Below are 26769 nucleotides of genomic sequence, written 5' to 3' on the forward strand. Positions count from 1 at the left end.
ATGACACCCATTGCCCTGCCCCGCCTGCTGCCCTCCTTGCCTGCGCTTGTGATCGGCAGCTTGATCTGGCTGGCCGGCCAGTATCCTGCCTTTGCCGTCACCAACGAAGAAAAAGCGCAGACTGCGGTGCATATGCTGGATTACGTCAGCGTGGACTATCCCGAGTTCGTGCAGGGCGGCGAAGTGCTCAATCCTGAGGAGTATGAGGAGCAGCTCGAGTTCGCCACCCAGTCCGCCAACCTGATCGCGGAACTGCCTGCCGTTACCCAGCAGGCGGAATTGCTCAAGCAGGCGGCAAAGCTGCGCGAGCAGATCCTGGCAAAAGCGGAAGGCGAAGCCGTATCTGCAACTGCCAACAACCTGCGTCTTGCCGTGATCCAGGCGTACAAGATCACCGTCGCGCCCAAGGACATTCCCGACCTCAACCGCGGCGCGCAATTGTTCGGTGAAACCTGCGCCGCCTGCCACGGCGCCACCGGCCACGGGGATGGCCCGCTGGCAAAGGGGCTGGAACCGGAGCCCAGCAATTTCCACGACCAGGACCGCATGCGCATGCGCAGCATCTACGGCCTCTACAACACCATCACACTGGGCGTGAACGGCACCCCGATGCAATCCTATGCGCAGCTGCCCGAGGCCGATCGCTGGAGCCTGGCGTTCTATGTGAGCACCTTGCGCGCCACCGACGAGCAGAAGGCCGCTGGCGAGCAATCATGGCAACAGGGTCGCGGCAAGGCGGAACTGGGCAGCCTGAAGCAATTGGTGATGCAGGCCCCTGCCGAGCTTGAGCAGGCCGGCCTCAGCGACGTGCAAACCTACCTCGCCGCCCAACCGTCCGCATTGCAGGCGGTTGCCGGCAACCCGCTCAACATTTCGCGCAGCAAGCTGGAGGCCGCGCTGGCAGCCTATCGCGATGGCGACTATGCCAATGCGCGCCAGCATGCCATCAGCGCCTACCTCGAAGGTTTCGAGTTGGTGGAAAACAGCCTGGACAACATCGACAAGCCGCTCCGCCTCGAGATCGAGCGCCACATGATGGACCTGCGCAGCGCCATCGCGCGCAATGCCGGCGCTGATGAAGTCGAAGCGCAAATCGATCGGATCAACGACCTGCTCGACGAAGCCGATGAAAGGCTGGGGTCCGGCAGCCTGACCGGCGTGACCGCGTTCGTCAGCTCGCTATTGATCCTGTTGCGCGAAGGGCTGGAAGCCATCCTCATCCTCGCCGCATTGAGCGCCTTCATCAGCAAGACCGGCAGGCGTGATGCCCTGCCCTACTTCCACCTCGGCTGGATCTTCGCCGTCGTGCTGGGCGGCGTCACCTGGTTCGTCGCGAGCTACCTGCTCACCATCTCCGGCGCGGGCCGCGAGATGACAGAGGGCGTCACCGCGCTGGTTGCCGCCGCCATGCTGCTGTACGTGGGCTACTGGCTGCACAGCAAGTCACACGCCCACGCCTGGCAACAATTCATCAGCCACCACGTGACCGCCGCCCTCAACAAGCGCACCTGGTGGGCGATTGCCGGGGTGTCGTTCCTCGCGGTATACCGTGAGCTGTTCGAGGTCATCCTGTTCTACCAGGCGCTGTGGGCGCAGGCAGGAGCCGAAGGCCAGGGCGCCGTAATCGGGGGCATCGTAGCGGCCGCCGTCCTGCTGGCGATCATTTCATGGGCGATTCTCAAATTCAGCGTCCGTCTGCCGCTGGGCAAGTTCTTCGCCGCCACGGCAGGCCTGCTGGCCTTGCTGGCCGTCGTGTTCGCAGGCAATGGCATCGCAGCGCTGCAGGAGGCCGGCGTCATTGCCGCAGACCGCATCCACTTTTTCAGCCTGCCGCTGCTGGGCATACACCCCACCATCCAGACGCTTACCGCGCAAGGCATAGTGCTGGCGCTCATCGTCGCCGGCACGCTGCTCAGCCGGCAGCAGGAAAAACATTAAACGCAAAAAAAAGCCTGGCATGTTGCCAGGCTTTTTTGTCTGCTCGACAGGATCAGCCGGTTGCTCCCGGACTGATGGACGCAATGAACAAGCGCGGTCAATCCATCTTCACGGCGGAGAACTCCAGCGCATTGCCGTCGGGGTCGCGGCAAAACAAGGCCGCCCGCCCGGACATGCTCATGGAATACTCCACGCCGGCCTCGTCCAATGCCTGCTTGATCTCCATCACGTCGTCCACGGCAAAGGCCACGTGGTAGTCCCGTCCTCCGTGGGCGGGAAGCTCGGCATCTGCGTAGGGGTCGGGCACGACCATCAGGTGCAGCTGGTTGATGCCGATATCGTACCAGGCGCCGTCAAAGCTCAATGGCGGGCGCTTGTCGCTCGGCACCAGGCCGAGCAAGCCCTCGTAGAAAGCGCGCGAACGCTCCATGTCGGACACGATGATGCCGGTATGCAGCATCTGCTTGATCTTGATCACAGCTCACCCTCCATTCAAGGCAAACATTTGGGTAAAACGAAAGCGTAGGCTAATTAGATTGCAGCTTCGTCAGTCTCGCCGGTACGGATACGGATGATCTGTTCCACGGGCGTGACAAAAATCTTGCCGTCGCCGATCTTGCCGGTGCGCGCTGCCTTGATGATGGACTCCACCGCCGCATCGACGATATCGTCGGTCACCACCAGCTCGACCTTGATCTTGGGCAGGAAATCCACCACGTACTCTGCGCCGCGGTAAAGTTCGGTATGGCCTTTCTGCCGGCCGAACCCCTTCACTTCGGTCACGGTCAGCCCGTTCGCCCCGATCTCGGACAGCGCCTCGCGCACCTCGTCCAGCTTGAATGGCTTGATCACTGCTTCAATTTTCTTCATCTCTTATCCCTTCTCCTGTTTGCTTTCCGCTTGAAGCTATCCATTGAACGCAAACTTGTTGGTCAATGGGTAGCGCCTGTCCTTGCCAAACCCGCGTTTCGTCACACGGACTCCAATAGGGGCTTGACGCCGCTTGTACTCGTTCCGGTCGATCAACCGGGTGACCCGGAGCACATCCTGCTCACGGTAACCCAGGGCCAAGATCTCTTCCCAGCTATAGTCGTGCTCGACGTAAGCCTCCATGATACCGTCCAGCACGGCGTAATCCGGCAAGCTGTCCTGATCGGTCTGCCCATGGCGCAATTCCGCTGACGGCGGCCTCACGATGATACGCTCGGGAATCACTGGACTGATCATATTCCGGTATTTGGCCAGCTGGTAGACCAAGGTCTTGGAAACGTCCTTGAGCAAGGCAAACCCGCCCGCCATATCCCCATACAATGTCGAATATCCTACCGCAGTCTCGCTCTTGTTGCCGGTGGTCACGACGATGCTGCCAAACTTGTTGGAAATCGCCATCAGCAAGGTGCCGCGAATGCGCGCCTGCAGGTTTTCCTCCGCAGTGTCGAACGGCTTGCCAGCAAACTCCGGCGCCAAGGCCGCGCAAAACGATTCGAATACGGAGCCTATCGCAACCTCGCTATAGCGCACGCCGAGCCCCGCCGCCATCGCACGGGCATCCTCCATGCTGATGGAAGCCGTGAACTCCGAAGGCATCATCACTGCCTGCACCTTGTCGGCACCCAGCACATCCACGGCAATCGCCAGCGTCAGTGCGGAATCGATGCCTCCCGACAAGCCAAGCAGCACGCCAGGAAAATTGTTCTTGACGACGTAATCCCGGAACCCCAGGCTCAGCGCCTGATAAACCGCCGGTTCCAACTCGGGCACAGGATGAACCTCCGCCAGCTCGGGCGCCCCATCGCTGAAGGACACGATGCCCAATGCCTCCTCAAATGACGGCAGTTGCTGCGTCAATGTGCCTTCATCGTTCATCACGAACGACGCTCCGTCGAATACCAGCTCATCCTGGCCGCCGACCAGGTTGACATAGACCACGGGCAACCCGGTTTCCTTGATGCGGTCGCGCACCACGGCATGGCGTTCCTGCTGCTTGCCGATGTGATACGGCGAGGCATTCAGCACCAGCAGCAATTCCGCGCCCGCATCGCGCGCGCGGCGGGCGGGCTCGGGCGCCCAGACGTCGGCACAGATCACGATGCCGAGCTTATGGCCCCGGTGGTCGATGACCAGCGCCTCGCTGCCCTCGCTGAAGTAGCGCACTTCGTCGAACACGCTGTCGTTGGGCAGCAGTTCTTTATGATAGGTATGGCGGACCTTGCCGCCCTCCAGCACCGAGGCCGCGTTATAGCGGTTGCCAAGATGCTTGCGCGGATGCCCGACCACCACGGTCAATGCAGCGGGCAACTCCTGCGCCAAGGCATGCAGCGCGCGCTCGCATGCCTGGTTGAAATCGTCCCGCAACAGCAGGTCCTCAGGAGAATATCCGGACAACGCCAGTTCGGGACAGAGCAGCAAGGTCGCCCCGACGGCTTCGGCACGCAGGGCCTGTTCGACGATCCTGGCGGCATTGCCTCCCAGGTCGCCGGCCGTGGCGTTGAGTTGAGCAACCGCGATCTTCATGTCACGCCTGCAATTTGCAAAAGCCGGCATCCGCGACATTGCTGCATCCGGCATAACTGCACTTTAGTAGCTGCCACCTGCATCCTTGATCAACTGCACGATTTCGGGTTTCTTGCCTTTCAGGGCGTAGACCAGCGCGGTCAGGCCGTACTGGTCCTTGGCCTTCACGTCGGCGCCGCTGGCCAGCAGCAGCTTGACCAGCTCGACATTGCCCTCGCTCACTGCATATTGCAGGATGGGCGTGCCTTCGGAATCCCTGTGGTTGACGTTGGCGCCCTTCTCGATCAACACCTTGGCCGTTGCCTCCTGGGACTTCTTGACAGCCCAGCCCAGCGCGGTCCACTTGGTCTTGTCCTGGGCGTCCACCTTGGCGCCCTTGTCGAGCAGCAATGCGGTCGCCTCTGCGTTGCCCTCGCGCGCCGCATACATGAGCGCGGTCAGGCCGAAACGGTCGCGTGCGGCGATGTCGGCGCCCTGGGCCAGCAGGGTATTGATAGTGTCGATATCGCCGTTTCTGGCGGCATACATGAGGATGCTCTTGCCGTCGTCGCTCTTGCTGCTGGGGTCGATGCCGCGCTCCACCAACAGGCCCACCATTTCGCTGTAGCCGGAGGTTGCCGCCATGCCCAATGCGCTCCAACCGGATTCGTCGCGCACCTTGGCATCCGCGCCATGCTCGAGCAGCACCTTGGCGGTGGCGACAAAGTTCTTCTTGGCTGCGAACATGAGCGCCGTCCAGCCGCCCGCATCCTTGGCGTTCACGTCGGCCCCTTTTTCCAGCAAGGCGCGTGCGACGTCCGCCTTGTCCTTGCGCGCCGCGTACATCAGGGCGGTGATGCCCTCCGCATCCTTGGTATTGGGATTGACCCCGCTGTTCAGCAATGACTTGACGGTGGCAAGGTCGCCCTTGGACGACACGGTCAGGAGGTAAGGCACCTGGTCCTGCGCAATGGCGGGCGCTGCCGCCATGCCCAGCCATGCGCTACAGAGCACCACTGCAGTTAAACGACGCAACATAGAGATTTCCATGGCTGATAAATTGAACACAAATTGCCTACCCGATACCTATTGCTTGGCCTTGATCGCGGCCTGGACCGCTTCGCCCAGCCCCGCCGGCGAACTGGCCACCACGACCCCGGCTTGCTCCAATGCCCTGATCTTGTCCTCGGCCTTGCCGCTGCCGCCGGAAATGATCGCGCCTGCATGCCCCATGCGCTTGCCCGCTGGCGCCGTCTGGCCGGCAATGTAACCCGCGACCGGCTTGCTCACGTATTGCTTGATGTATTCCGCCGCCGCCTCTTCGTCGCTGCCGCCGATCTCGCCCACCATGATGATCGCCTCGGTTTCCGGATCGGCCTCGAACAGCTCTAGGCAATCGACGAAATCCATGCCGCGGATCGGGTCGCCGCCGATGCCGACGCAAGTGGACTGCCCCAGGCCCAGCGCCGTCGTCTGGTGCACGGCCTCATAGGTCAAGGTGCCGGAGCGCGATACGATGCCGACCTTGCCGCGCAGGTGGATGCTGCCGGGCATGATGCCGATTTTGCATTCGTCCGGCGTGATCACGCCGGGACAGTTGGGGCCGACCAACCGGGCGCCGTTGGCCTGGAGCGCCGCCTTGACGTTGAGCATGTCCAGCACCGGGATGCCCTCGGTAATGCAGACGATCAGCTCGATGCCCGCATCGCAGGCTTCCAGGATGGAATCCGCGGCGAATGCGGGAGGCACGTAAATCACCGAGGCATTGGCCCCTGTCTCGCCCACTGCGGCGCGCATGGTATTGAAAACGGGCAGGTCGAGATGGCGTTGACCGCCCTTGCCCGGCGTGACGCCGCCCACCATCTGGGTGCCGTAGGCCAGCGCCTGCTCGGAATGGAATGTGCCCTGCTTGCCGGTAAAGCCCTGGCAGAGGACCTTGGTATGCTTGTTGACCAGTATCGCCATCGTTACGCCTTCACTGCTGCTACTGCCTGCTGCGCGGCATCGGTGAGGCCTGCGGCAGAAATTATGGATAAGCCGCTCTCTCTCAGCATCTTGCGGCCGAGCTCGACATTGGTGCCTTCCAGGCGGACCACCACGGGAATCTCGATGCCCACTTCCTTGACTGCAGTGATGATGCCTTCGGCAATGATGTCGCAACGCATGATGCCGCCGAAGATATTGACGAGAATGGCCTTGACGTTGGGGTCGGCGAGAATGATCTTGAACGCGCGCGCCACCGTGGTCGCGGTAGCGCCGCCGCCGACGTCGAGGAAGTTGGCGGGCGCGCCGCCGTGCAGCTTGATCAGGTCCATGGTCGCCATGGCCAGGCCGGCGCCGTTCACCATACAGCCGATATTGCCGTTCAAAGCAATGTAGTTGAGCCCGGCATTATGCGCCTCGGCCTCCTTGGCGTCGTCCTGACTCCAGTCCCGCTGCTCCGCAAGTTCGCGGCGGCGGTAGAGCGCATTGTCATCGACGCTCATCTTGCAATCCAGCGCCACTAGGGCGCCTTCCGCGGTAACGATCAGCGGATTGATTTCCAGCAATGCCAGGTCGTTTTCCTTGAACAGGCGGTACAGCCCCTTGGCCAGCCGCGTGAACGCCGCGATCTGGTCGCCGGCCAGCCCCAGGGCAAACGCGATATTGCGTGCCTGGTAATCCACCAACCCGTTCAGCGGGTCGCAGACCTCCTGCAGGATTTTTTCCGGACTGTCCTTGGCGATTTCCTCGATTTCCATGCCGCCCGCAGCCGAAGCGACCAGCACGACGCGCTCCAGCGAGCGGTCCACGAGCATGGAGACATACAGTTCACGGGCGATCGGCAGCGTTTCCTCGACCAGCACTTTTTCCACGGGCTGGCCGTCCGGAGCGTTCTGGTAGGTGACCAAGCGCTTGCCAAGCAGGCTGACCGCGATATCCTGCACCTCGTCCAGGTTGCGCACCAGCTTGACGCCGCCGGCCTTGCCGCGGCCGCCGGCATGCACCTGGGCCTTGACCACCCAGGCATCGCCCTCCAGGGCCCGCGCGGCATCCACAGCTGCCTGTGCCGTCTCCGCCACTTGGCTGCGCGGCACGTTCACGCCGTAACGCTGCAGCAGCGCCTTGGCCTGATACTCATGCAAATTCATGTTTTTACTTTTGTGATGGACTAATAGCGTATTTTCGCGCAAATCCCCGTATTGCGCCAGCACGGAGACCCAGGGGCCGCATCAGCAGGCGAGCAAGTTCGAATCCGGCAATAGTTACAGCCATGTATAATAAAGCCCAATTTTCACCCCATAGTGTTTTCGCATATGCGCCTCGTCATCCAGGGCCCGGCAATCAGATTCGAGCAATTGGCCCATATCCACCAGCTACTCAGCGCCAGCCACCAGCAGTTTATCCAGATCGGCGAACATGCCTATCAGTTGGCTGGCCAGGCAGAGATTCCTCCCGCACTGCATGCGTTCTGCCTCGAGCAGCGCATTGACGTCGCGCTGGTGGAAGACAAACATCAGCTGAACAACCTGGGCCTGGCGGTGATGGACATGGACTCCACCCTGATCACCATAGAGTGCATAGACGAGATTGCCGACATGCAAGGCCTCAAGCCGCAAGTCGCGGCGATCACGGAGAGCGCGATGCGCGGCGAGATCGAGTTTGCCGAAAGCCTGCGCCGCCGCGTGGCCCTGCTCAAGGGGCTGGACGCGTCTGCCTTGCAGCGCGTGATCGACGAGCGACTGCAATTGACGCCCGGCGCGCAAGCCTGGATCGCGGCGTGCAAGCAGCACGGCATCAAGACCATGCTGGTGTCTGGCGGCTTCGACTTCTTTGCCGACCGGGTCAAGGACATGCTGGACCTGGACGTCGCCAAGGCCAATTCGCTGGAGATCGTCGATGGCAAGCTGACCGGGCGCCTGCTCGGCCATATTGTCGACGCCCAGGCCAAGGCCGACTATCTGGAGCGCTTCCGCCAGGAGCTGGGCCTGCGGCACGACCAGGTGGCCGCCATCGGCGACGGCGCCAACGACCTCAAGATGATGTCTGCCGCCGGCTGCGGCGTGGCCTACCATGCAAAACCCGTTGTACAGCAGCAAGCCACCTACGCGCTCAACCACGTCGATCTGGAAGGCCTGGTGTATTTGTTTGCCCCGTTGTCCGTATCTTCAGCCCCAACTTGTCATTGAGGAAATTGTTCTATGCTGTCCAAACTCCTGCATCTGCCAACACTCCTGGTCCTGTTATTGGGAACCATGCCGGCCATGGCCGAGCCGCTCGCCGAAATCCAGACCAGCGAGGGTCTGATTGTCGTCGACCTCAATAGCGAAAAAGCCCCCAACACCGTGGCCAACTTCATCCGCTACGCCAAGGAAGGCCATTACGCAGGCACGATCTTCCACCGCGTGATCGCAGGCTTCATGATCCAAGGCGGCGGGCTGGACGCCAATTTCGAGCCCAAGCCCACGCATCCGCCGATCAGGAACGAGGCGGACAACGGCCTGACCAACGCCACCGGCACGATCGCCATGGCGCGCACCGGCGATCCCCATTCGGCTTCCGACCAGTTCTTCATCAACGTCGCCAACAACGCCTCGCTCAATTTCAGCGAACGCTCCGAGACGGGATGGGGCTATACCGTGTTCGGCCGCGTGATCAAGGGCATGGATGTGGTGCAGCGTATCGCGATCATGCCCACCGACGGCGGCGACGCGCCATTCCAGAACATCGTGATCGAGTCGGTCACGATCAAGGAATAAAAGCTGGTCAACAGGCCTGGCTGGCATCACAGCCAGGCAACCTCACCTTTCGTCCGCACTGATGGCCGCATCGCACCTCTCAAGCGTACCCATCAAACGTCCCAAGGTCTTGAACGCCCGCTCGATCTCGGCATCCACCGGCTTGCTGTAATTGATGCGGATGCAATTGCAGCATTGACGCCGGGCAGAGAAGATCGGGCCGGGCGCAATGCTCACTCCCTGCTCCAGCGCGCGTTGGAACAACATCAATGCGTCCACCTCCTCCGGCAAGGCCACCCAGAGGAAATACCCGCCATGGGGTCGCGTCACCTGCGCTTCCGCGGGGAAATGCTGCGCGATCAAGTGCAGATACTGATATTGCTGCAACTCGAACTTGGTGCGGAGCCTGCGCAAGTGGCGATCATAGCCTCCATGCTGGAGGAAATCCGCGATCGCCGCCTGGGCGATCGTACTGGTGGATAAGGAAGTGATCACTTTGAGCCGCTCCACTTCGCGCTCGAAGCGGCTTGGCAGCAACGCCCAGCCAATGCGGTAGCCGGGCGCCAGCGTCTTGGAGAACGAGCTGCAATGCATGACATAGCCTTCCTTGTCATACGCCTTGGCAGGCCTGTGCTCCTGCATGCCGAAATAGAGCTCGCCGTATACGTCGTCCTCGATCAAGGGAATGCTGTGCCGTGTCAACAGCTCGACCAGCGCCTGCTTGCGCTCCGCGGGCATGGAAACCCCCATGGGGTTCTGGAAGCTGGTCATGCTCCAGCAAGCGCGTATCGGGCACTTTTCCAGCATTCTTTCCAGGTACTCGAGGTCCATGCCCAGCACCGGGTCTACCGGGATTTCCACCGCCTTCAACTGCAGGCGCTCCAGCGCCTGCAAGCACCCGTAAAAGGCAGGCGACTCGATGGCGACCAGGTCTCCGGGCTTGGTGACGGCCTCGAGGCACAGATTCAATGCCTCGAAGGCGCCATTGGTGATCAATATACTATCGACATCCGCCTCTATGCCCTGCATGAGATAACGCCTTGCAATCTGCCGGCGCAGGTCGCGGTTGCCGGGCGGCAATGACTCGACGATGGCGGCTGGACCCATGTCGCGCGTGGCATGCGCCAATGAGCGGGACAGGCGCTCCAGCGGGAACAATCCCGGCCAGGGAAAAGCCGAGCCAAGCGGCACCGTGTCCGGGTCCTTGATCGAGCCAAGGATGGAAAACACCATGTCGGAAATGCTGACGGCGGTGCTTTCCTGCCCGGGCGCGGGCGTGGTCTTGGAAGCCAGCTGCTTGATGGCATGGTTGCTGACGTAATAGCCCGATTTGGGCTGGGCGCGGATCAGGCCCAGGTTTTCCAGTTCGTAATAGGCGCGGAAAACCGTGGCAGGGCTCAGCTTGTGATTGAGGCAGGCCTGGCGCACGGAAGGCAGTTTTTCGCCTGGAGCGAGCACCCCGGAGCGAATGGCCGTCGCAATATCGTGCACCAGCTTTTCATAGCGTTTCATACCCACAGCCCTTGATACACACTCCAGACTCCAACATGACAACGGGGCCATCGGCCCCGTTCAATCAGATCAAGCAAGCTGCCTGCGCGAGAATGTTAGCGTGGCATTGGTACCGCCGAAACCGAAGCTGTTCGACACCGCGGTCTGGATATTGGCGTTGTCGATGCGCTCGCGCACGATGTTCAGGCCTTCGGCTGCCGGGTCGAGATTGTCGATATTGGCCGAAGCCGCGATGAAGTTATTCTCCATCATCAGCAGGGTATAGATCGCCTCATTGACGCCTGCGGCGCCCAGCGCATGGCCGGACAGCGACTTGGTGGAGGCGATCGCGACATCGCTGCCGCCGAACACGGCGCGGATCGCTTCCAGCTCCTTCACGTCGCCCACCGGCGTGCTGGTGCCGTGGGTGTTGATGTAATCCACCTGACCTTCCACGCCTTGCAAGGCCAGGCGCATGCAACGCTCGGCGCCCTCGCCGCTAGGCGCCACCATGTCGTAGCCGTCGGAAGTCGCGCCGTAGCCGACGATTTCGGCATAGATCTTCGCGCCGCGCGCCTTGGCATGCTCGTACTCCTCGACCACCACGATGCCGCCACCGCCGGAAATCACGAAGCCGTCGCGGTCGACGTCATACGTGCGAGATGCCTTCTCCGGGGTCGCGTTGTACTTGCTGGACAATGCGCCCATGGCATCGAACATGAAGGACAGCGTCCAGTGCTCTTCCTCGCCTCCGCCGGCAAACACGATATCCTGCTTGCCGAGCTGAATCTGCTCCACGGCTGCGCCGATACAGTGGGCGCTGGTCGCACAGGCGGAACTGATGCCATAGTTGATGCCCTTGATCTCGGCACCCGTCGCCAGGCATGCGGACACCCCGCTCGCCATGGCCTTGGTCACCATGTAAGGGCCGACGCGGCGCACGCCCTTGGCACGCAAGGTATCCACGCCGGACAGGATGTTCTCGTGCGAGGCACCACCCTGGCCCACGATCAGACCGGTGCGGATATTGGACACCAGTTCGGGCGGCAGGCCGGCATCGGCAATCGCCTCCTGCATGGCCAGCCAGGCATAGGCATGCCCCTTGCCCATGAAGCGCATGAGCTTGCGGTCGATCAGGGCTTCCAGCTCGAGGTTCTCGATCGAGCCGGCGACGTGCGAACGCAGCCCCTGATCAACATACTCCTGTTGAAAACGGATGCCGGAACGGCCTGCCTTCAGGCTGTCCAGGACTTCAGATTTGTTGTTACCGAGACTGGAAATGATGCCCATCCCGGTGACGACGACACGACGCATTGCGTGTTCTCCCACATTAATTCAATCAATAGCGATAGGCTGTTTCAGCAGAATAATCTGCTAGAAATTGTCGGTGCGTGTGAACAGGCCGACGCGCAAGTCGTTGGCTGCATAAATCTCGCGACCGTCAATTTCCATGTGGGCATCGGCGATGCCCATGACCAGCTTGCGCATAATCACGCGCTTGAGGTCAATACGATAAGTAATCAGTTTACCAGTAGGCAGCACCTGGCCGGTAAACTTCACTTCGCCCGCGCCCAATGCGCGGCCGCGGCCCTTGCCGCCCATCCAGCCGAGGTAGAAACCTACCAATTGCCACATGGCATCCAGGCCCAGACAACCCGGCATCACCGGGTCGCCCTCGAAATGGCAGTTGAAGAACCAGAGGTCGGGCCTGACGTCCAGCTCCGCGATAATCTGCCCGTTGCCATATTGACCGCCATCTTCAGTAATGGAGACGATCCGGTCAAACATCAACATCGGCGGCAAGGGCAATTGCGCATTGCCTTCCCCGAACATTTCGCCACGACCACAAGAAAGCAATTCTTCAAAGGTGAAACTATTCTGTTTTTGCATTTAATTATTCTGTACTGATAATCCCGTTATTTTCGCCTGAAATGCTTTTTAACAAAAGCCCTAAGCTGTGAAAGTATTAATAAATCTCCGCAAATCCAGTCCCGGTTCCACCGGCTTGCCGTGTATGACGGCACAAAACGGCAAGCCCGCGCCAAAACTATACCGATCTGTTTACACCATGAATTAAAAGCCCTACCATACGGGAAATTTTCCCCATCAACCATTCAACCTAGTACTGGAATCCACCACATGAGTGACCGTCAATTGGCCGACTGGCGTGCGCAGGCATTGCAATTGGAAAACAACGTCAATCAGGTCGTGGTCGGCCAGGCCAATGCGATACGCCTGATCACCACCGCCATCTTTGCCCGCGGCCACGTACTGCTGGAGGGCGATGTCGGCGTCGGCAAGACGACGTTGCTGCGCGCCTTCACGCGAGGCATCGGCGGCGGCTACCAGCGTATCGAGGGCACCATAGACCTGATGCCCAACGACCTGGTGTACCACACCTACCTCGGGGACGACGGCCGCCCGCACGTGAGCCCGGGCCCGCTGCTGTCGCACGGCACCAACCTGTCGGTGTTTTTCTTCAACGAAATCAACCGCGCGCGTCCGCAGGTACACTCGCTGCTGTTGCGCGTGATGGCGGAACGCACCTTGTCCGCCTTCAACCGCGAGCATCATTTTCCCCACATGCTGGTGTTCGCCGACCGCAACCAGGTGGAAAAAGAAGAGACGTTCGAAATCCCCTCCGCCGCGCGCGACCGCTTCATGATGGAAATCCCCATCACCGTCCCAGCCGACGCCGACATCATGGAATCATTGATTTTCGAGACGCGCTTCCATGACGTCGATGCCCTGGTCGACCAGGTGAATCCAGGCATCCTGCAGTTCGACGGGCTCAACCAGATCGCATCGCTGATCCAGTCCAGCGTGCAGGCCAGCCCTGCCTTGCGCCGTTATACGCTCGACCTCTGGCTGGCGACCCGTAGCCCGGCCGATTATGGCCTCAAGGTCGAAGGCGTGGACATCAAGCGCCTGGTGGTGGCCGGCGCCAGTCCGCGCGGGATCGCCATGATGATGCGCGCAGCGCGCGTCAACGCCTGGCTCAACGGCCGCGAGGCGGTGCTGCCCGAAGACATTCATGCCGTGTTCCACGAAACCATCGCGCACCGACTGGTCTTCAACCCGATTTACGAAATGCGCCGCACCGAGATTGCACGCGAACTGCTCAGCCAGGCCATTCACACCATCAGCGCCACCTGAACGCCATGAACGAGCTAGCCAAGGAGTTCAGCTACCAGATCGGCTGGCGTTCCCGCGGCCGCCATCCTGGCCGCCATGCCAGCGCGCAACGCGGGCTGGGCATGGATTTCGTCGGGCATGCGCCCCTGATCTCCTATCCCGACCCGCGGCGTATCGATTTGCGCCTCAGCCTGCGCGACCCAATGGAGCAGGTCTATGTGCGCATCTACAACCAGCGCAGCGCGGTGCCCGTGTTCGTCGCTTGCGACCTATCTGGCTCAATGGGGTTCTCCGGCCATTTCAACAAGCTCAGGATTGCCGCGGAAATCACCGCCTCCGCCGCACAGTCGGCTTCTCGCATCAACGACCCTTTCGGCTTCATCGGCTTCGACGAGGAAGTCCGTGACGCGTGGGTAATCCCTGCCAGCACGCGGGTGCAGGCGGCCTACTTGCTGGCTGAATCCTTGAAAGACTACCGCCCTCCCCATGTCGGCGGTGCGGGCATCCTGCAGGTCAGCCGCTACCTGCCGCGCGAACGCGCATTGGTCTTGCTAGTCTCGGACTTCCACATGCCGCTGGAAGCTCTCGAGGAAGCACTGGTTTCCATGCAGCGGCACCATATCGTGCCCATCGTGTTGTGGGATGTGGCCGAATACAGCGCCATCCCCGAATTCGGGCTGACGCATGTCACCGACAGCGAGACCGGCGAGAAACGTACGCTGATGTTGCGCAAATCCACCCACGCCCGCATCCAGGCGGCATTTGCAGAACGCCATGCCGCACTCAACGCATTGTTCATGCGCTTCGACGTCCCGCCCTTCTTTATCGAGCAAGGCTTCGACGCAGACGCCTTGACGGAATACTTCTACCAGTTTGTGACAGCATGAACATGATCGCACTCCACAGATTCAACATATTCCTCTTGCTGGCCGCCATGCTGGCAAGCATTCCGGCCCAGGCGGCGGAGGTTCCCGCGGCTGAAACTCCTGCCGCGAAGGCCGACGACCCGCCTGTCGAGATCATAGCCAAAAACCCGGCACGCGAAGTGGGGTACCACGTCGGCGATGTCCTCAGCCGTACCATCACGCTCAAGGTCAACGATCAGTACAAGCTGCTGCCGACCTCGCTGCCCATCCCCGGCAACCAGAAGCGCTACCGCAACAAGGAACAGGGCATCGAGATCTATGCCAGCAAGGTCAGCGAATCGCACGAAAACGGCCAGAACATCTACACGCTGGAACTCAGCTACCAGGTGTTCACCTCCAGCATCGTCGCCAAGCCGGCTGCATTACCGCCAGAGTTCGTGAAGTTCTCCGGCAACGGCAAATTGTTCCAGGTGCGTATCCCGAGCTGGAATTTCCGCATTTCGCCATTGGCCGTTTATGGCTCGGTCAATATCAGCAAGGACATGAGCCCGCTGCGCGGCCCGTTGCTGATCAGCGATCATAGGCAACGGCAGGTTCTTTACGGCGCATTCGCCATCTTCGGACTGAGCCTGCTCGGGCTGTTGTACATCCTGGGCAACCATGCCTGGCTGCCCCGCATGGGCGGCCCGTTCGCCAAGGCCTATCGCAAGCTCAGGAAAACCAGCCATGACGCGGACGGATTGGAAGCAGCCGTCAACCACCTGCACCAAGCGTTCAAGCAGAGTTGCAGGCAAAGCGTCTTCAGCGCCGAGGAGATCATCCGCATCAAGCCCGCTTTCACCCCGCTGGCGGAAGATGTCGCGCGCTTTTTCTTATTGTCCCGAGCGATATTTTTCGACAGCTCCGAGCGGAACGTCCCGGCAGACCCGCACGCATGGTTGCGCCAGTTCGGCCGCCGCTGCCGCGACATCGAGCGGGGGATGAAGTAAGTGAATTTCAACCACGCCTGGCTGCTCATGCTGCTGCCGCTCAGCCTGGCGCCCTTGTTGCTGGACCGCCAGCATAGCCGCAGCTATTCCTGGTTGAGCCTGCTGCCGCGCGACCGCCTCTCGGATTTGCTGGGCATATTGCTGAAAATACTCGCCGCGCTGGCGCTGTGCTTCATGCTATTGGGCGCCGCCGGGCCGGCGACCGATGCGCAATATATCGAGCGCATCGGCCAGGGCGCGCAACTGGTGCTGGTGATCGACCGCAGCGCGAGCATGGACGAAGCCTTCTCCGGCGCGGAAACCAGCGGCGTCGCCGGGGAATCCAAGGCCGCCGCGGCCGAGCGCCTCATCACGCATTTCGTCAATGAGCGCAGCAACGACATGTTCGGCATGGTCACCTTCAGCAACTCCGCCATGCACGCCTTGCCACTCACTGACAACCGCGAGGCCATATTGGCGGCAATTCGTGCTGCGGGTGGTGCCGCCCTGTTCCAGACCAATATCGGCAGCGGCCTCACCACCGGCCTCGCCCAGTTCGACAAGACCCCCGACTCGGGTTCGCGCGCCATCATCCTGCTGTCCGACGGCGGCGGCCGCATGGGCGCCAACACCCAGCAGAAAATCCGCGACTGGCTGGAGCGCATGAACGTGACGCTGTACTGGATCGTGCTGCGCCAGCCGGGCGCCACCAGCATCTTCGATACCAGCTATGTGCCCCCGGAAGACAAGCCGCTGCCGCCCGCGCTTGAGCTCAACGACTTCTTCAAGACCCTGCGCACCGGCTACCAGGCCTACGAGGCCGAAGATCCGAAATCGCTGGCCGCCGCGATCGAGGACATCAACCGCAAGGAAAAGAAACCCATCCGCTACCAGGAAGAAATTCCCGGCCGCGATTTCGCTCCCTATTGCTACCTGCTGGCAGCCGTGCTGTTGTCGTTGCTGCTGCTGGCAAAATTCATCGAGGTCAGAACATGGCACTAAGCGCCAGCAAGCTCATCTGGGGATTCGCCCTACTCGCCATCGGCTCTCTCGGCCTGGCCGGATGGCAGTCCTACCAGATCCAGGAAATCCGTGCCTTCAACCAGGCCATCCAGCAAGGCAAATCCCCCAGTACGCGCCAGGACAGCTATGAGGCCAAGTTCGCGGTGGCCTACTGGCAGGCCCGCAACGGACGCTACCAGGAAGCCACGCAACTGTTCGGGCAACTGCTGGAAAAAGGCGACAGCACGCAAAAATCCGCAGTGCAGTTCAACACCGGCAATATCTTCTTCCTGCGCGGCCTGGCGGTGAACGGGCGGGACATCACGGTGCGAGACGAGACGGAATACCTGCTCAACCAGGCACGCACGGCCTACGAGCAATCCCTGCGTCTCGACCACAGCTTCTGGGATGCGCGCCATAACCTCGACCGCGTGCTCAGCATGCTGCCCTCGACCCCCACGCCGGGATCGGGCGAATCAGACTCGCCCGGCCTCATCATGGGCAACATCCCGGTAGGACTGCCGTAACAAGACCATGCTGCCCGCCCGCCTCAAGCCTTATATGCACCGCGAGACCCTGCTGCCGATGCTGGCGCTGCTGCTGCTATTGACGGCCGCATTCAAGCCCACCATCCCGGTGCCGCACAACATCTACAGCACCATGCTGGTGATCGACATCAGCCAAAGCATGAACACCAAGGGCATGACCTGGCGCGGCGAGGATATTTCACGCCTGGAATACACCAAGCATGTTGCGCACGACCTGGTCGCCAGCATGCCGTGCGGCAGCCGCGTCAGCCTGGCGTTTTTCTCCGGTCTCAGCGTCGCCGCGCTTTACACGCCGATCGAAGTCTGCGAGAACTACGCCGCCATCCAGGACACCATCGCCCGCATAGAATGGCGCCAAGCCTGGTCCGGCAACACCCGCCTGCGCGAAGGCATCGATTCACTGGCACGCCTGCTGCGCACCATGCCCGAACCCACCCAGGCGATCTTCTTCACCGACGGCGAAGAAGCCCCGCGTCTGCATGCCTTCAATACCCGCGACCTCAGCAACTTCCAGAAAGACGGCGACTGGCTGATGGTCGGCATAGGCAGCAAGGAGCCGCAACCCATCCCCAAGTTCGATGAAAACAATAAGCTTCTGGGTTACTGGTCGGCAGAAAACTTCGTGCTGCAACCCGGCGTCGCCCAGATTTCGCAGCAAAACCTGGGCACGCGCGACAAAGGCACGGCCGTCTCCGAGAATGACCGCTACCAGTCCACCCTGGATGAGGAATACCTGATCAAACTCAGCGAGGAAATCGGCGCTGCTTACGTCAACGGCGACCATGTCGAGGATGTCAAAACCGCGATGCACCAGCTCAAGCCCAGCAGACGCGACTTTGCGCCTATGCATATCGATTGGCTGCTTGCGATTGTCGCTGGGGGATTGGTACTTGCCTCGTATACGCCGCAACGGTTGAGGAGGCTGCTCAAGCGGGCTTTATATCGTAAGGTAGTTAATCACTTAGAGAAAAAGTGAAACTCGGCGCTTTGCTCAATCAGTCAAAGGTCAGATAACATACGGCGCAATGCCCGTTGCTTATTGCGCCCTACTCGGGCTTTATTTGAGACATGGTCAATAATTCTTGAAGTCGTTAACCCTTCTGGACTCTCGGACAACCCCATAGAAATCTTTGTGTACTTCAAATGAAAAATCCCCCTGCCGTACACCAAATGATTGCTTTCTCAACTCTGAGGTTTTAATTAAATATACAGCCAATGGTGCCGGGTCTGCCACAAACTTGCCGAGCATCTTGACCAGAAACTGATGGCAGGCATTGATTTCTGGCACTGCGCTGGCGAGATTCCCGGCGGCATCGTACTCGGCGCACCCCCATTGCACCTTGTCAGCATCGGCCATTTTTTGCCCAATAAACTCAACCGTCCAATCAAGATCCTTATCCAATCGACTGTCTGTAATTTTCCAGCGACTCCTCGGACGGTTATTGTTGCTTTTGCCCTTCTCCGCAAAAGTCAGAGGCAATCCAGCAACTACGGATTTTTCGTTGATCACATTGGTTTTCAGCTTGATAGCAGGCGCAGTGTCAGCATAGGCGCTATTCATAGCCACCATTAGTAGCAACACTATTTTTTTCATACTCTCCCCTTTCAAAACAAACTCTCCTGACTATCGTCCATCTCGGTCTTTTTCAGGATGCTCCAGATCTGGCGGTCGGACAAGCCGTTATCCAGAGCCTGCTTTTCCACCAGCATGCCCTGGCTGTATTGCTTGACGACCTCCCTATCACGCAGCCCGCGCAGGACGCAATAACCAAAGAGCATTGCGCCCTACATGCTGAATAGGTGTGGCGCTAGGTCAGGATAACTCCAGCCAGGCCGCTACCTACGTCCATCCCTCGACAAAGACATGCTCGGACAGTATGCTGCTTTCAGAAGCGAAACAACCTTACGGCAAACGAGGCACGCAGACTCCGTGCTGGAAAACCATCCACCGCAGCGCACTGAGGCAAGTTTATTTATGGAATTCAAGGACTATTACCAGATTCTCGGCGTGGATAAATCAGCCAGCGCCGACGACATCAAGAAAGCCTACCGTAAGCTGGCGCGCAAATACCACCCAGACGTGAGCAAGGAACCCGATGCCACGGAGCGCATGGCCGAGGTGAACGAGGCCAACACCGTACTATCCGACCCCGAGAAGCGTGCGGCCTATGACACCGTGGGTGCGCAGAACTGGGCCGCAGGCGCCCGCTCGGGTGACGATATCCGGCCGCCCCCGGGCTGGAACGAGGGCTTCGAATTCTCCGGCGGCAATGAAAATGCCGAGGCTTTCCGCCATGCCTTCCACAGCCAGTTTGGTGAAGGCGGCGAGCATAGCGATTTCTTCGAGCAGTTGTTTGGCCGCGCGGGTCGCGCCCACACCGGCGGCCGCCAAGGCCGGGGCTCTGCCCAGATGCGCGGCGAGGACCGCCATGCCCGCATCGAGCTGGAATTGATCGACGCCTACAGGGGCGCCGAGCGCGGCATCACGCTACGCGGCGTACAGCTGGACGAGCAAGGCCAGCCTGTCCCGGAGGAACGCACCTTGCAAGTCAAGATTCCGCAAGGTGTGAAGGAAGGCCAGCTTATCCGCCTGGCGGGCCAAGGAAGCCCCGGCTTTGGCGGCGGCGCTGCGGGCGACCTGTTCCTGGAAGTGCATTTCCGTCATGATACGCGCTGGCGCATCGAGGGCCGCGACATCACACAAAAATTATGGGTCACGCCCTGGGAGGCTGCGCTGGGCGGCGGCGTGCAGGTCACCACGCCTGACGGTGCCACGGTCGAGGTCAACGTGCCCGCTGGCTCCGGCAGCGGACGAAAGCTGCGCCTGAAGGGCCGTGGCATTCCTTCGGCCAGCGCCCCGGGCGATTTGTACCTGGAGCTGGACATCGCCGTGCCCGGCGCCGTCACTGATACGCAGAAGGCTGCCTGGAACGCCCTGGCCGCCGCCTACCCCGGCTTTGATCCGCGCTGAACCTTATCTGTGGAGCCATCCCATGACCACCAACACCCCTACCCTCGTACCCGCTGAACTGACAGAACTGCTGGAAGACGCAGCGCTGACATTGGAACAACTGGCTCACTGCGTGCGCCAGGCCCCCGAATGGGTGCTCACCCATGTCGAAGCCGGCGTACTGCACCCAACTCACGGTAACGCTGCCGCCGAATGGCGGTTTGCCAGCGCCACCCTGTTGCGTGCCCGCCGTATTGCCGACCTGGAGCACAGCTTCGATGCCGACCCGCAACTGGCTGCGCTCGCCGTCGACCTGATGGAAGAAGTAGCGGCATTGCGCCGGCAATTAGGGCAGTTTTAAGCCTCCAATCCACGTAGGACGAAATCACGATAAGCATTGCGCCGCAATGATGGGAACATCTCGCTCAGGCTTATACCGTGCTCTCCAATATGGGATTGACCATTAGTCAATCTCAGCAATGTATTACAATCCAAAATCTTTGGATGCTCAGGAAGTTGTATGAAGTTGATTGCAATCGCCTTGTCTGCCTGGATATTGGTATTTCAATACCAAGCCCATGCAAGCCCTTATACCGACAAAAAAACATTCGAAGAAGCTGCCAAGCAAGATATGCTGAATGGGCAATCCCACCGTGACAGCATTCAATTCCGCGGGCTAATCGTGACGGAATTCGACGACAGCCTGAACCTCTGTGGCGAGGTGAAACGGCCAGATGAACCCGAATGGACGCGCTTCATCAAGATTTTCGACAAGGAAGCCGGGCGTTTTGAGTCGGTGTGGATAGAGCCGACCGACTCTGCATACGAGGTTGAAGAGTTCAAGAAAAACCAGTTCGAGACCTATTGGGACCGCCGTTGCTCCAGCATCAGGTGATTATCCGTTAAAGCCGGCCCAATCCTCGCTGCGGAAAATTTGTTTTCACTGTTGCCGATCAGGCCGGACAACCCGCCTCATTTCTCCACAGCAGCTTCTACCTCCTCTTCATGCGCACGCCAACGCAGCCACACGCGCAAGCATCGGAAGGCTTCCGCATCCACGGCATCCGGTAGGATCACGCAGGAAGCCCGTCCATATTCCAGCTTGAGGTTGAGCACGGTCAGGCCCGCCATCACCAACGTACTGCCCTGCACTTGGGCGGGATAACGCATGCCGTTGCGCGTGGCGAGCCAGAGTTTGCCCGCATGATCCAGCTCGATCATCACGGGCGAGGACGGATGCCTGCGCCAGGCATCGCACCAAATTTTCCTGGCAATGGCGGCCATGATGCCGGCGATGAGAATGGCTTTCAGCCACCATGCCCACGGCAGCAGCATGATGGAAACACCAGCAATGGCACCTATCGACAGGAACAGGAAAGCAAGCCAGCGCGACGGCCCCAGGATCAGGGTCGCCGGCTTCACGCTATAATGGTGCGGTGTTTTCTGCAGTTTATTCATTCAGAGGATGATTCATGACTTCATGGCAGCAATTCCTGTCCGAACAAGGCGCGACAGTGCAGGACGGCATCATTCAATTTCCCGGCCAGGCCAAGGCTGACGACAACATCATCGCCGACTTGTCGCATTATGGCCTGTTGTCGCTGGAGGGTGAAGACGCGGTCACGTTCCTGCAGGGCCAGGTGACCAATGACGTCAAGAAGCTGGATGGCGGCAGCAGCCATTACAGCGGCTATTGCTCGCCCAAGGGACGCTTGCTGGCGCTGTTCCTCGCCTTTGCCCAGGATGGCAAATTGTACCTGCAGTTCGATCGCGGCCTGCTCGAATCCATCGCAAAGCGGCTGCGCATGTACATATTGCGCTCCAAGGTGGTGGTTGCGGACCGCAGCGACGAAACCGTGCGCATCGGCATTGCGGGCAATGCGGCGGAAGCGGCATTGAAAACCCGTTTCAGCCATATCCCTGAAACCGAGTATGCCCAGGTGAGCCAAGACGGCATCACCGTCATCCGCCTGCCCGGCACGTTGCCGCGTTACGAGCTGCTCAGCCAGGCCGCGCAGGCTGCCGAGCTCTGGACCGCATTGAGCCAGCACCTTGTCCCGGCGAACAAGGCCGATTGGGACTGGCGCGAAATCCAAGCAGGCATTCCCGAGATCGTCGCCGCCACGCAGGAGGCATTCGTGCCGCAAATGGTCAATCTCGACCTGCTGAACGGCATCAACTTCAAGAAAGGCTGCTACACCGGCCAGGAGATCGTCGCGCGCACGCATTACCTGGGCAAGGTCAAACGCCGCACGCATCTTGCCCATGTCGCCGGTGACGCCAAGCCTGCGGCAGGCGAGGAAATCGTGGACGCCAACGGCATTGCCGCAGGCCAAATCGTGCGCAGCGCGCCCAACCCCGCTGGCGGGCAGGATGTCCTTGCCGAATTGCGGCTCGAGAGCGTGGAAGCTGGCGGCTTGAGCTGGCAGGGGCAGCAGCTCGCCCTATTATCCCTGCCTTATGCCTTGGAAAAATAATCCGCTTTCAGGAGCGCGACAAAGCCATTTCGTCAAAAAGGGATTGCATCATTAAACGATAATAATTATCATTATCATAAATTATCGATTATTCAAGGGATGCATATGACCCCCACTAAACTTTTTGCCGCATGGCTAGCCTCATTCTGCCTGGGATTGCTGCCCCTATCCAGCCCGCGGGCCGAAGAGGACACTGCCCAGATACAGCTCCCGCCGATCACCATCAAGAGCCGCACCAACCAGGGCTCGACCAGGCCCGGCGCGCTGCGCGACGACATCGTCAAGACCGAATCCATCAGCGAACGCCGCATCGAGCAATCCGGCGCCGTCAACCTGACCGAGGCGCTGGAGAAGCAGCCCGGCATTGCCGTGCAGGTGGAGTGCTCGATCTGCAACGTGCGCAATGTGTTGCTCAACAATCTGCCCGGCCGCTATACCACATTGCTGATCGACGGCATCCCCATCTACTCGTCCGTCTCCTCGGCCTATGGCCTCGACAGCGTCAGCGTCTGGGGCATAGAACGCATCGATATCGCACGCGGCGCGGGCGCCAGCCTGATCGCGCCGGAAGCGCTCGCGGGATCGGTCAATATCGTCAGCAAGCGGCCGCAGCAGGATAGCGCCAAGCTGCGCATTCAAGGGGGCAGCTTCGGCTCACGGCTGTATGAGGGCTATCTGGCAAAAACATTGGAAAGCGGCGCGTTGACCGCGACGTTCAGCCAGAACCGCCATGATGCGGTGGATGCCAGCGGCGAAGGCGTTTCCGAATATACCGGCTATGACCGCAAGATGCTGGGCATAGGCTGGTTCGCCGACGACCTGGGCGGATTCACGGTCCGCGGACGGCTGGACATTGTGGACGAGAAGCGCAACGGCGGCGCGCTCGGCAAAAGCTACAGCGCCATCAAGGCGGACCAGTCGGGCAATCCTTTCGATTTCAGCCGCGGACGGCATGGCTCGCCTGTGAGCAATGGCTGGTTCGCACCGGACGGCAGCGGATTCCTGCCTTGGGATCTGGGCCGGGCCGGACTATCGGAAATCATTTTCACCGACCGGGTGCAGTTCACCACGTCGGCAGAAAAACAGCTGGGCGACGGCAAGCTGCGCCTGGCTGTCGGCGCCGCCCAGCACAAGCAGGACAGTTTTTACGAAATCACCACCTATAAGGCCAAGCAGCAGCAATACTATTTGGAAGCCTCTTACCAGTTTCCGCTGGCGGATTGGCTGCTGACCGCCGGGCTGAATTACCGCTATGAAGACTTGCGCAGCCACGGCTATTCCGCGGCGCAGGATGACTTCGTGCAGGGCGTGGACAATTACCGCTACCGCACCCCGGCCATGTTCCTGCAGGCCTACCGCACTTTCCTTGAAGACAAGCTGGAACTCAATGCCTCGGTACGCGCGGACGACCACAATGTGTTCGGCACCATCACCTCGCCGCGGCTCAATCTGCTCTACCACCATACTGATGAGGTCGCGAGCCGTTTCAGTGTAGGACGCGGCTTCCGCGCGCCGACCAGCTTCTTCGAGCAGGATCACGGCATCCTCGACGACATCCGCATCATCCGGCTGCTGAGCAAGCCGGAGAAGTCCGACAACCTCAGTTATGCTCTGAGTTATGCCGACGAGCGGCTGGCGGTGGTCAGCTCATACAATTACAACCGCATCCATGATATGGCGATCCTGACGCCGGGCGAACCTGATCCGGCTGGCGGCACCGGTACGGTCACTCTGTTCGAGAATTCGCCCGACAAGGTCGTGGTGCAAGGCGTCGACATCAACCTCTCCTACCAGCTCACGCCCAGCACGGTGGTCAGTGTCGGCGGGGAACGTTTTCATTATGAGTTTACGCCCGGGACGCTGATCTTTTCCCGACCCAAGGCGCGCGCTTTCTTTACTGTGGATTATGAGCAAGGTCCATGGACCGCCTACCTGCGCGTGAACTGGACTGGCACGCATGATCTCGCCAAGTTCTACGATTACGCCAACAATCCGCGCTACAACTTCGACGGCAGCCGCAAGCGCGACCATAGCCCTTCCTACGCCACCACCGACGTACGTGCGGAATACCAGGTCAACAAGACCGTGGCGCTCTATGCCGGCGCCGACAACCTGTTCGACTACCAGCAGGTCAACAAGGAAAACTTTCTCTGGATTGACGGCGCGGGCAACGTGGACTTCACGCATTTATGGGGCCCGGGCCGCGGCCGCTATCTCTACGCCGGGCTCAAGCTGAATTTCTGACTGGATCGCCGATAGATGCGCAGACTGCTTTTCATCCTGCTATTGGTCTCGGACAGCCATGCCGCAGCAGAACCGGCGTGGGATTTCAAACTGCCGACGCTGGACGGCACGCGCTTTGTCGAATTGCGCCAAGTCGCCAAGCCGGTGCTGGTCAATTTCTGGGGAGTGGATTGTCCGCCATGCGTGGCGGAGCTGCCGATGCTCGATCAATTCGCGGCCCAACGCCCGGATTGGAGCGTTTTGCTGGTCAATACGGATAGCGCCGCCATGGCGCAGCGTTTTCTGGATCAGCATCCGGTCAGCTCAACCGTATTGCGGCCGGGCATGAATGTGACCGGGCTCATGCGCAAAGCGGGCAACAAGATCGGCGTACTGCCCTTCACTGTGGCGCTGGATAAGAATGAGCATATCTGTTTCCGCAAACCGGGGGCGCTTACAGTGAAGGACCTGGAAAAGATTGCAGCGGATTGCCGCTGACCGTCAGCGGTCAACAGCGCCCAGCACGGCCCGGTTGCGGCCCGCCCTCTTGGCTTCGTACAAGGCCTGGTCCGCACGCTCCAGCATGGCTTCCACCTTGTCCCCGGCTCTGGCCACGGCCACGCCCAAGCTAGCCGTGATGCGAATCTGCGCCCCCTTATAACCGATCGCTTCGTGCTCGATGGCGCTACGCATCTTCTCGGCCAGCAGCATTGCGTTGTGCTCGTCGCAATCCTTGACCACGAGGAGGAACTCCTCCCCTCCCCAGCGGCAGATGAAATCCGCCGCCCGGGTGCTGGATTTCAGTATCCTGGCAGCCTCGACCAGGACATGGTCGCCGCCGAAGTGGCCCAGACGATCGTTGATGGCCTTGAAATGATCGATATCGAGCGTAATGAAAGCCAGGTTGCTGCGAGCGCGGTCGTTCTCGTTCCTGAATATGTCGATCACGATGTCGAACGCGCGCCGGTTGGGCAACCCTGTCAGGGTATCCGTGGTCGCCATGGTTTCCAGCTTGCCCTGGTATCGGCGCAGGACGACGTGGACCAATGCTACCACGATGGCCGTCACCACCAGGCACAACAGGAGGTTGGCATGCAAGGCATGGCGGATATCGCGCGTGGCTTCGCTCTCGTTCTGCTCCACGCACAGATACCAGTTCAACTCCGGAATGAAGCGGATATTGATCAACTGCCGGCTATCCTGGCGGTCATACTCGAAACTGGCAGGCGCCCCCTGCTGCCGTGCCTGGCGAAACACCTGCTCCAGGCCCGGCTTATCCTGAATCCGGCTGCCCGTCGCATGGTAGCGGCTACCGGAAAGCCTTACCAGGCCTTCGGCATCGATAAAGTAAACATCGCGCTTGAACTTGTGCTGGTAATGGCTGACGAGTTTTTGTACCGAGTCCACAGCCAACCCCACGCCGACCAAGCCGAGATAGCTGCCGTCGTAGTCCAGCACCTTGTAATTGATAAAGATGATGAGCCCATCCGCATGCGACGTATTGCGATCCACATTGATCTCGTAAGGCGCCTGCATCCCACGCGCGCGGTAATACCAGGCGTCGTCCTCGACGTCGGGGCTCACCTGCTTGAGCAAGCCCCGGTTGTAATAGTAGTTGCGGCTACGATCCGATACAAAGAAGCTAACGAAAGCGCCATAGCGATTCTGCACCTCCCACAAGTAACGGCTAATCCTGTCATGGTTCTGTTCCCCTTCCAACACCCAATCACGCAGGAAAGTATCCGAAGCCATCATGGAGGAAATGAAGACGGGCCGGATGAGATCCTTCTGGATCTCGGAATAGATATTGTCGGAGGTGAGAGGCAGCATGCTCTCCACGATCGCATCGTGGATGGAAGCGCGCGACACGCGATAGCTGATGTACGACGTCGCCATCACCCCCATGGCGAGGATGACGGTGATCAAGAGGATTAATCTGTATCTGCCCATGCCGGCCCTG

The 26769-nt window shown here is 60.2% G+C and carries 28 protein-coding genes; 15 read left to right on the forward strand and 13 right to left on the reverse strand.

Going from position 1 to position 26769, the window contains the following annotated elements; translation table 11 throughout:
• Entirely contained in the window at positions 1 to 1938 is a 1938-nt protein-coding gene (locus ACJSDX_RS05260) for an FTR1 family protein (protein ID WP_407993807.1), read from the forward strand.
• A 97-nt stretch (positions 1939 to 2035) separates the two neighbouring features.
• Here the strand turns inward: ACJSDX_RS05260 and ACJSDX_RS05265 are convergent, their stop codons facing one another.
• The 6 genes from ACJSDX_RS05265 to sucC all read right to left on the reverse strand — a co-directional run bounded on the left by ACJSDX_RS05265 (position 2036) and on the right by sucC (position 7562).
• A complete protein-coding gene (locus tag ACJSDX_RS05265; protein ID WP_407993808.1) occupies positions 2036 to 2416 on the reverse strand; it encodes a VOC family protein in 381 nt (126 codons plus the stop codon).
• A gap of 53 nt (positions 2417 to 2469) precedes the next feature.
• On the reverse strand, positions 2470 to 2808 hold the full coding sequence (locus ACJSDX_RS05270; RefSeq protein ID WP_309566749.1) for a P-II family nitrogen regulator: 339 nt from the start codon (positions 2806 to 2808) through the stop codon (positions 2470 to 2472).
• Positions 2809 to 2844: 36 nt separating this feature from the next.
• Positions 2845 to 4452, reverse strand: coding sequence for an NAD+ synthase (locus ACJSDX_RS05275; protein WP_407993809.1), 1608 nt, complete (start codon positions 4450 to 4452; stop codon positions 2845 to 2847).
• Between the two features lie 63 nt (positions 4453 to 4515).
• Positions 4516 to 5469 carry an ankyrin repeat domain-containing protein gene (locus ACJSDX_RS05280; protein ID WP_407993810.1) on the reverse strand — a complete coding sequence of 318 codons (954 nt, stop codon included), beginning with the start codon at positions 5467 to 5469 and terminating at the stop codon, positions 4516 to 4518.
• A 48-nt stretch (positions 5470 to 5517) separates the two neighbouring features.
• Positions 5518 to 6396, reverse strand: coding sequence for a succinate--CoA ligase subunit alpha (gene sucD / locus ACJSDX_RS05285; RefSeq protein WP_407993811.1), 879 nt, complete (start codon positions 6394 to 6396; stop codon positions 5518 to 5520).
• 2 nt (positions 6397 to 6398) lie between these two features.
• On the reverse strand, positions 6399 to 7562 hold the full coding sequence (sucC, locus tag ACJSDX_RS05290; RefSeq protein ID WP_407993812.1) for an ADP-forming succinate--CoA ligase subunit beta: 1164 nt from the start codon (positions 7560 to 7562) through the stop codon (positions 6399 to 6401).
• A 165-nt stretch (positions 7563 to 7727) separates the two neighbouring features.
• On the opposite strand from sucC, the gene serB reads away from it, so the two are divergent.
• A complete protein-coding gene (gene serB, locus ACJSDX_RS05295) occupies positions 7728 to 8600 on the forward strand; it encodes a phosphoserine phosphatase SerB (protein ID WP_407993813.1) in 873 nt (290 codons plus the stop codon).
• A gap of 12 nt (positions 8601 to 8612) precedes the next feature.
• Positions 8613 to 9170, forward strand: a complete 558-nt coding sequence (locus tag ACJSDX_RS05300) for a peptidylprolyl isomerase (RefSeq protein WP_309566744.1) — start codon at positions 8613 to 8615, stop codon at positions 9168 to 9170.
• Positions 9171 to 9212: 42 nt separating this feature from the next.
• Here ACJSDX_RS05300 and ACJSDX_RS05305 read toward each other — a convergent pair whose 3' ends face one another.
• The 3 genes from ACJSDX_RS05305 to fabA all read right to left on the reverse strand — a co-directional run bounded on the left by ACJSDX_RS05305 (position 9213) and on the right by fabA (position 12530).
• Positions 9213 to 10661: an aminotransferase-like domain-containing protein gene (locus ACJSDX_RS05305; RefSeq protein WP_407993814.1), complete on the reverse strand. Its 1449-nt coding sequence runs from the start codon at positions 10659 to 10661 to the stop codon at positions 9213 to 9215.
• Between the two features lie 69 nt (positions 10662 to 10730).
• Positions 10731 to 11954: a beta-ketoacyl-ACP synthase I gene (fabB, locus tag ACJSDX_RS05310; RefSeq protein WP_407994011.1), complete on the reverse strand. Its 1224-nt coding sequence runs from the start codon at positions 11952 to 11954 to the stop codon at positions 10731 to 10733.
• 60 nt (positions 11955 to 12014) lie between these two features.
• Entirely contained in the window at positions 12015 to 12530 is a 516-nt protein-coding gene (gene fabA, locus ACJSDX_RS05315) for a 3-hydroxyacyl-[acyl-carrier-protein] dehydratase FabA (RefSeq protein ID WP_309566741.1), read from the reverse strand.
• A gap of 249 nt (positions 12531 to 12779) precedes the next feature.
• Here fabA and ACJSDX_RS05320 point away from each other — a divergent pair, with 249 nt between their 5' ends.
• The 6 genes from ACJSDX_RS05320 to ACJSDX_RS05345 are packed head-to-tail and all read left to right on the forward strand — an operon-like array spanning position 12780 to position 18135.
• Complete coding sequence (locus ACJSDX_RS05320; RefSeq protein ID WP_309566740.1) at positions 12780 to 13796, forward strand: AAA family ATPase; 1017 nt, start codon at positions 12780 to 12782, stop codon at positions 13794 to 13796.
• A 5-nt stretch (positions 13797 to 13801) separates the two neighbouring features.
• Positions 13802 to 14662 carry a DUF58 domain-containing protein gene (locus tag ACJSDX_RS05325; RefSeq protein WP_407993815.1) on the forward strand — a complete coding sequence of 287 codons (861 nt, stop codon included), beginning with the start codon at positions 13802 to 13804 and terminating at the stop codon, positions 14660 to 14662.
• 2 nt (positions 14663 to 14664) lie between these two features.
• On the forward strand, positions 14665 to 15630 hold the full coding sequence (locus tag ACJSDX_RS05330) for a hypothetical protein (protein WP_407993816.1): 966 nt from the start codon (positions 14665 to 14667) through the stop codon (positions 15628 to 15630).
• The gene (locus ACJSDX_RS05335; RefSeq protein WP_309566737.1) at positions 15631 to 16611 is read left to right on the forward strand and encodes a vWA domain-containing protein; all 981 of its coding nucleotides are present in this window, start codon (positions 15631 to 15633) and stop codon (positions 16609 to 16611) included. It abuts the gene before it with no gap.
• The gene (locus tag ACJSDX_RS05340) at positions 16602 to 17138 is read left to right on the forward strand and encodes a tetratricopeptide repeat protein (RefSeq protein ID WP_407993817.1); all 537 of its coding nucleotides are present in this window, start codon (positions 16602 to 16604) and stop codon (positions 17136 to 17138) included. Before ACJSDX_RS05335 ends, ACJSDX_RS05340 begins: the two co-directional genes overlap by 10 nt.
• A 7-nt stretch (positions 17139 to 17145) precedes the next feature.
• A complete protein-coding gene (locus ACJSDX_RS05345) occupies positions 17146 to 18135 on the forward strand; it encodes a vWA domain-containing protein (protein ID WP_407993818.1) in 990 nt (329 codons plus the stop codon).
• A gap of 96 nt (positions 18136 to 18231) precedes the next feature.
• Here the strand turns inward: ACJSDX_RS05345 and ACJSDX_RS05350 are convergent, their stop codons facing one another.
• Both ACJSDX_RS05350 and ACJSDX_RS05355 read right to left on the reverse strand, forming a co-directional pair.
• Positions 18232 to 18753 carry a hypothetical protein gene (locus ACJSDX_RS05350; RefSeq protein ID WP_407993819.1) on the reverse strand — a complete coding sequence of 174 codons (522 nt, stop codon included), beginning with the start codon at positions 18751 to 18753 and terminating at the stop codon, positions 18232 to 18234.
• 11 nt (positions 18754 to 18764) lie between these two features.
• The gene (locus ACJSDX_RS05355) at positions 18765 to 18938 is read right to left on the reverse strand and encodes a hypothetical protein (protein WP_407993820.1); all 174 of its coding nucleotides are present in this window, start codon (positions 18936 to 18938) and stop codon (positions 18765 to 18767) included.
• 196 nt (positions 18939 to 19134) lie between these two features.
• On the opposite strand from ACJSDX_RS05355, the gene ACJSDX_RS05360 reads away from it, so the two are divergent.
• The 3 genes from ACJSDX_RS05360 to ACJSDX_RS05370 all read left to right on the forward strand — a co-directional run bounded on the left by ACJSDX_RS05360 (position 19135) and on the right by ACJSDX_RS05370 (position 21004).
• Complete coding sequence (locus ACJSDX_RS05360) at positions 19135 to 20130, forward strand: DnaJ C-terminal domain-containing protein (protein WP_407993821.1); 996 nt, start codon at positions 19135 to 19137, stop codon at positions 20128 to 20130.
• 22 nt (positions 20131 to 20152) lie between these two features.
• On the forward strand, positions 20153 to 20470 hold the full coding sequence (locus tag ACJSDX_RS05365; protein WP_407993822.1) for a chaperone modulator CbpM: 318 nt from the start codon (positions 20153 to 20155) through the stop codon (positions 20468 to 20470).
• Positions 20471 to 20629: 159 nt separating this feature from the next.
• Positions 20630 to 21004 (forward strand): hypothetical protein, encoded by a 375-nt coding sequence (locus ACJSDX_RS05370; protein WP_407993823.1) that lies wholly within the window; start codon positions 20630 to 20632, stop codon positions 21002 to 21004.
• Positions 21005 to 21081: 77 nt separating this feature from the next.
• Here ACJSDX_RS05370 and ACJSDX_RS05375 read toward each other — a convergent pair whose 3' ends face one another.
• Positions 21082 to 21567 carry a protein YgfX gene (locus tag ACJSDX_RS05375; RefSeq protein WP_407993824.1) on the reverse strand — a complete coding sequence of 162 codons (486 nt, stop codon included), beginning with the start codon at positions 21565 to 21567 and terminating at the stop codon, positions 21082 to 21084.
• 14 nt (positions 21568 to 21581) lie between these two features.
• On the opposite strand from ACJSDX_RS05375, the gene ygfZ reads away from it, so the two are divergent.
• The 3 genes from ygfZ (at position 21582) to ACJSDX_RS05390 (ending at position 25307) form a co-directional block, all read left to right on the forward strand.
• A complete protein-coding gene (gene ygfZ / locus ACJSDX_RS05380; RefSeq protein WP_407993825.1) occupies positions 21582 to 22586 on the forward strand; it encodes a CAF17-like 4Fe-4S cluster assembly/insertion protein YgfZ in 1005 nt (334 codons plus the stop codon).
• Positions 22587 to 22691: 105 nt separating this feature from the next.
• Positions 22692 to 24830: a TonB-dependent receptor plug domain-containing protein gene (locus tag ACJSDX_RS05385; protein WP_407993826.1), complete on the forward strand. Its 2139-nt coding sequence runs from the start codon at positions 22692 to 22694 to the stop codon at positions 24828 to 24830.
• 15 nt (positions 24831 to 24845) lie between these two features.
• Positions 24846 to 25307, forward strand: coding sequence for a TlpA family protein disulfide reductase (locus ACJSDX_RS05390; RefSeq protein WP_407993827.1), 462 nt, complete (start codon positions 24846 to 24848; stop codon positions 25305 to 25307).
• A gap of 3 nt (positions 25308 to 25310) precedes the next feature.
• Here the strand turns inward: ACJSDX_RS05390 and ACJSDX_RS05395 are convergent, their stop codons facing one another.
• A complete protein-coding gene (locus ACJSDX_RS05395) occupies positions 25311 to 26759 on the reverse strand; it encodes a sensor domain-containing diguanylate cyclase (RefSeq protein WP_407993828.1) in 1449 nt (482 codons plus the stop codon).
• Positions 26760 to 26769 lie beyond the last annotated feature (10 nt).

Origin of the sequence: Methylobacillus draconifructus (assembly GCF_045984355.1) — a bacterium.
Classification (GTDB): domain Bacteria; phylum Pseudomonadota; class Gammaproteobacteria; order Burkholderiales; family Methylophilaceae; genus Methylobacillus; species Methylobacillus flagellatus_A.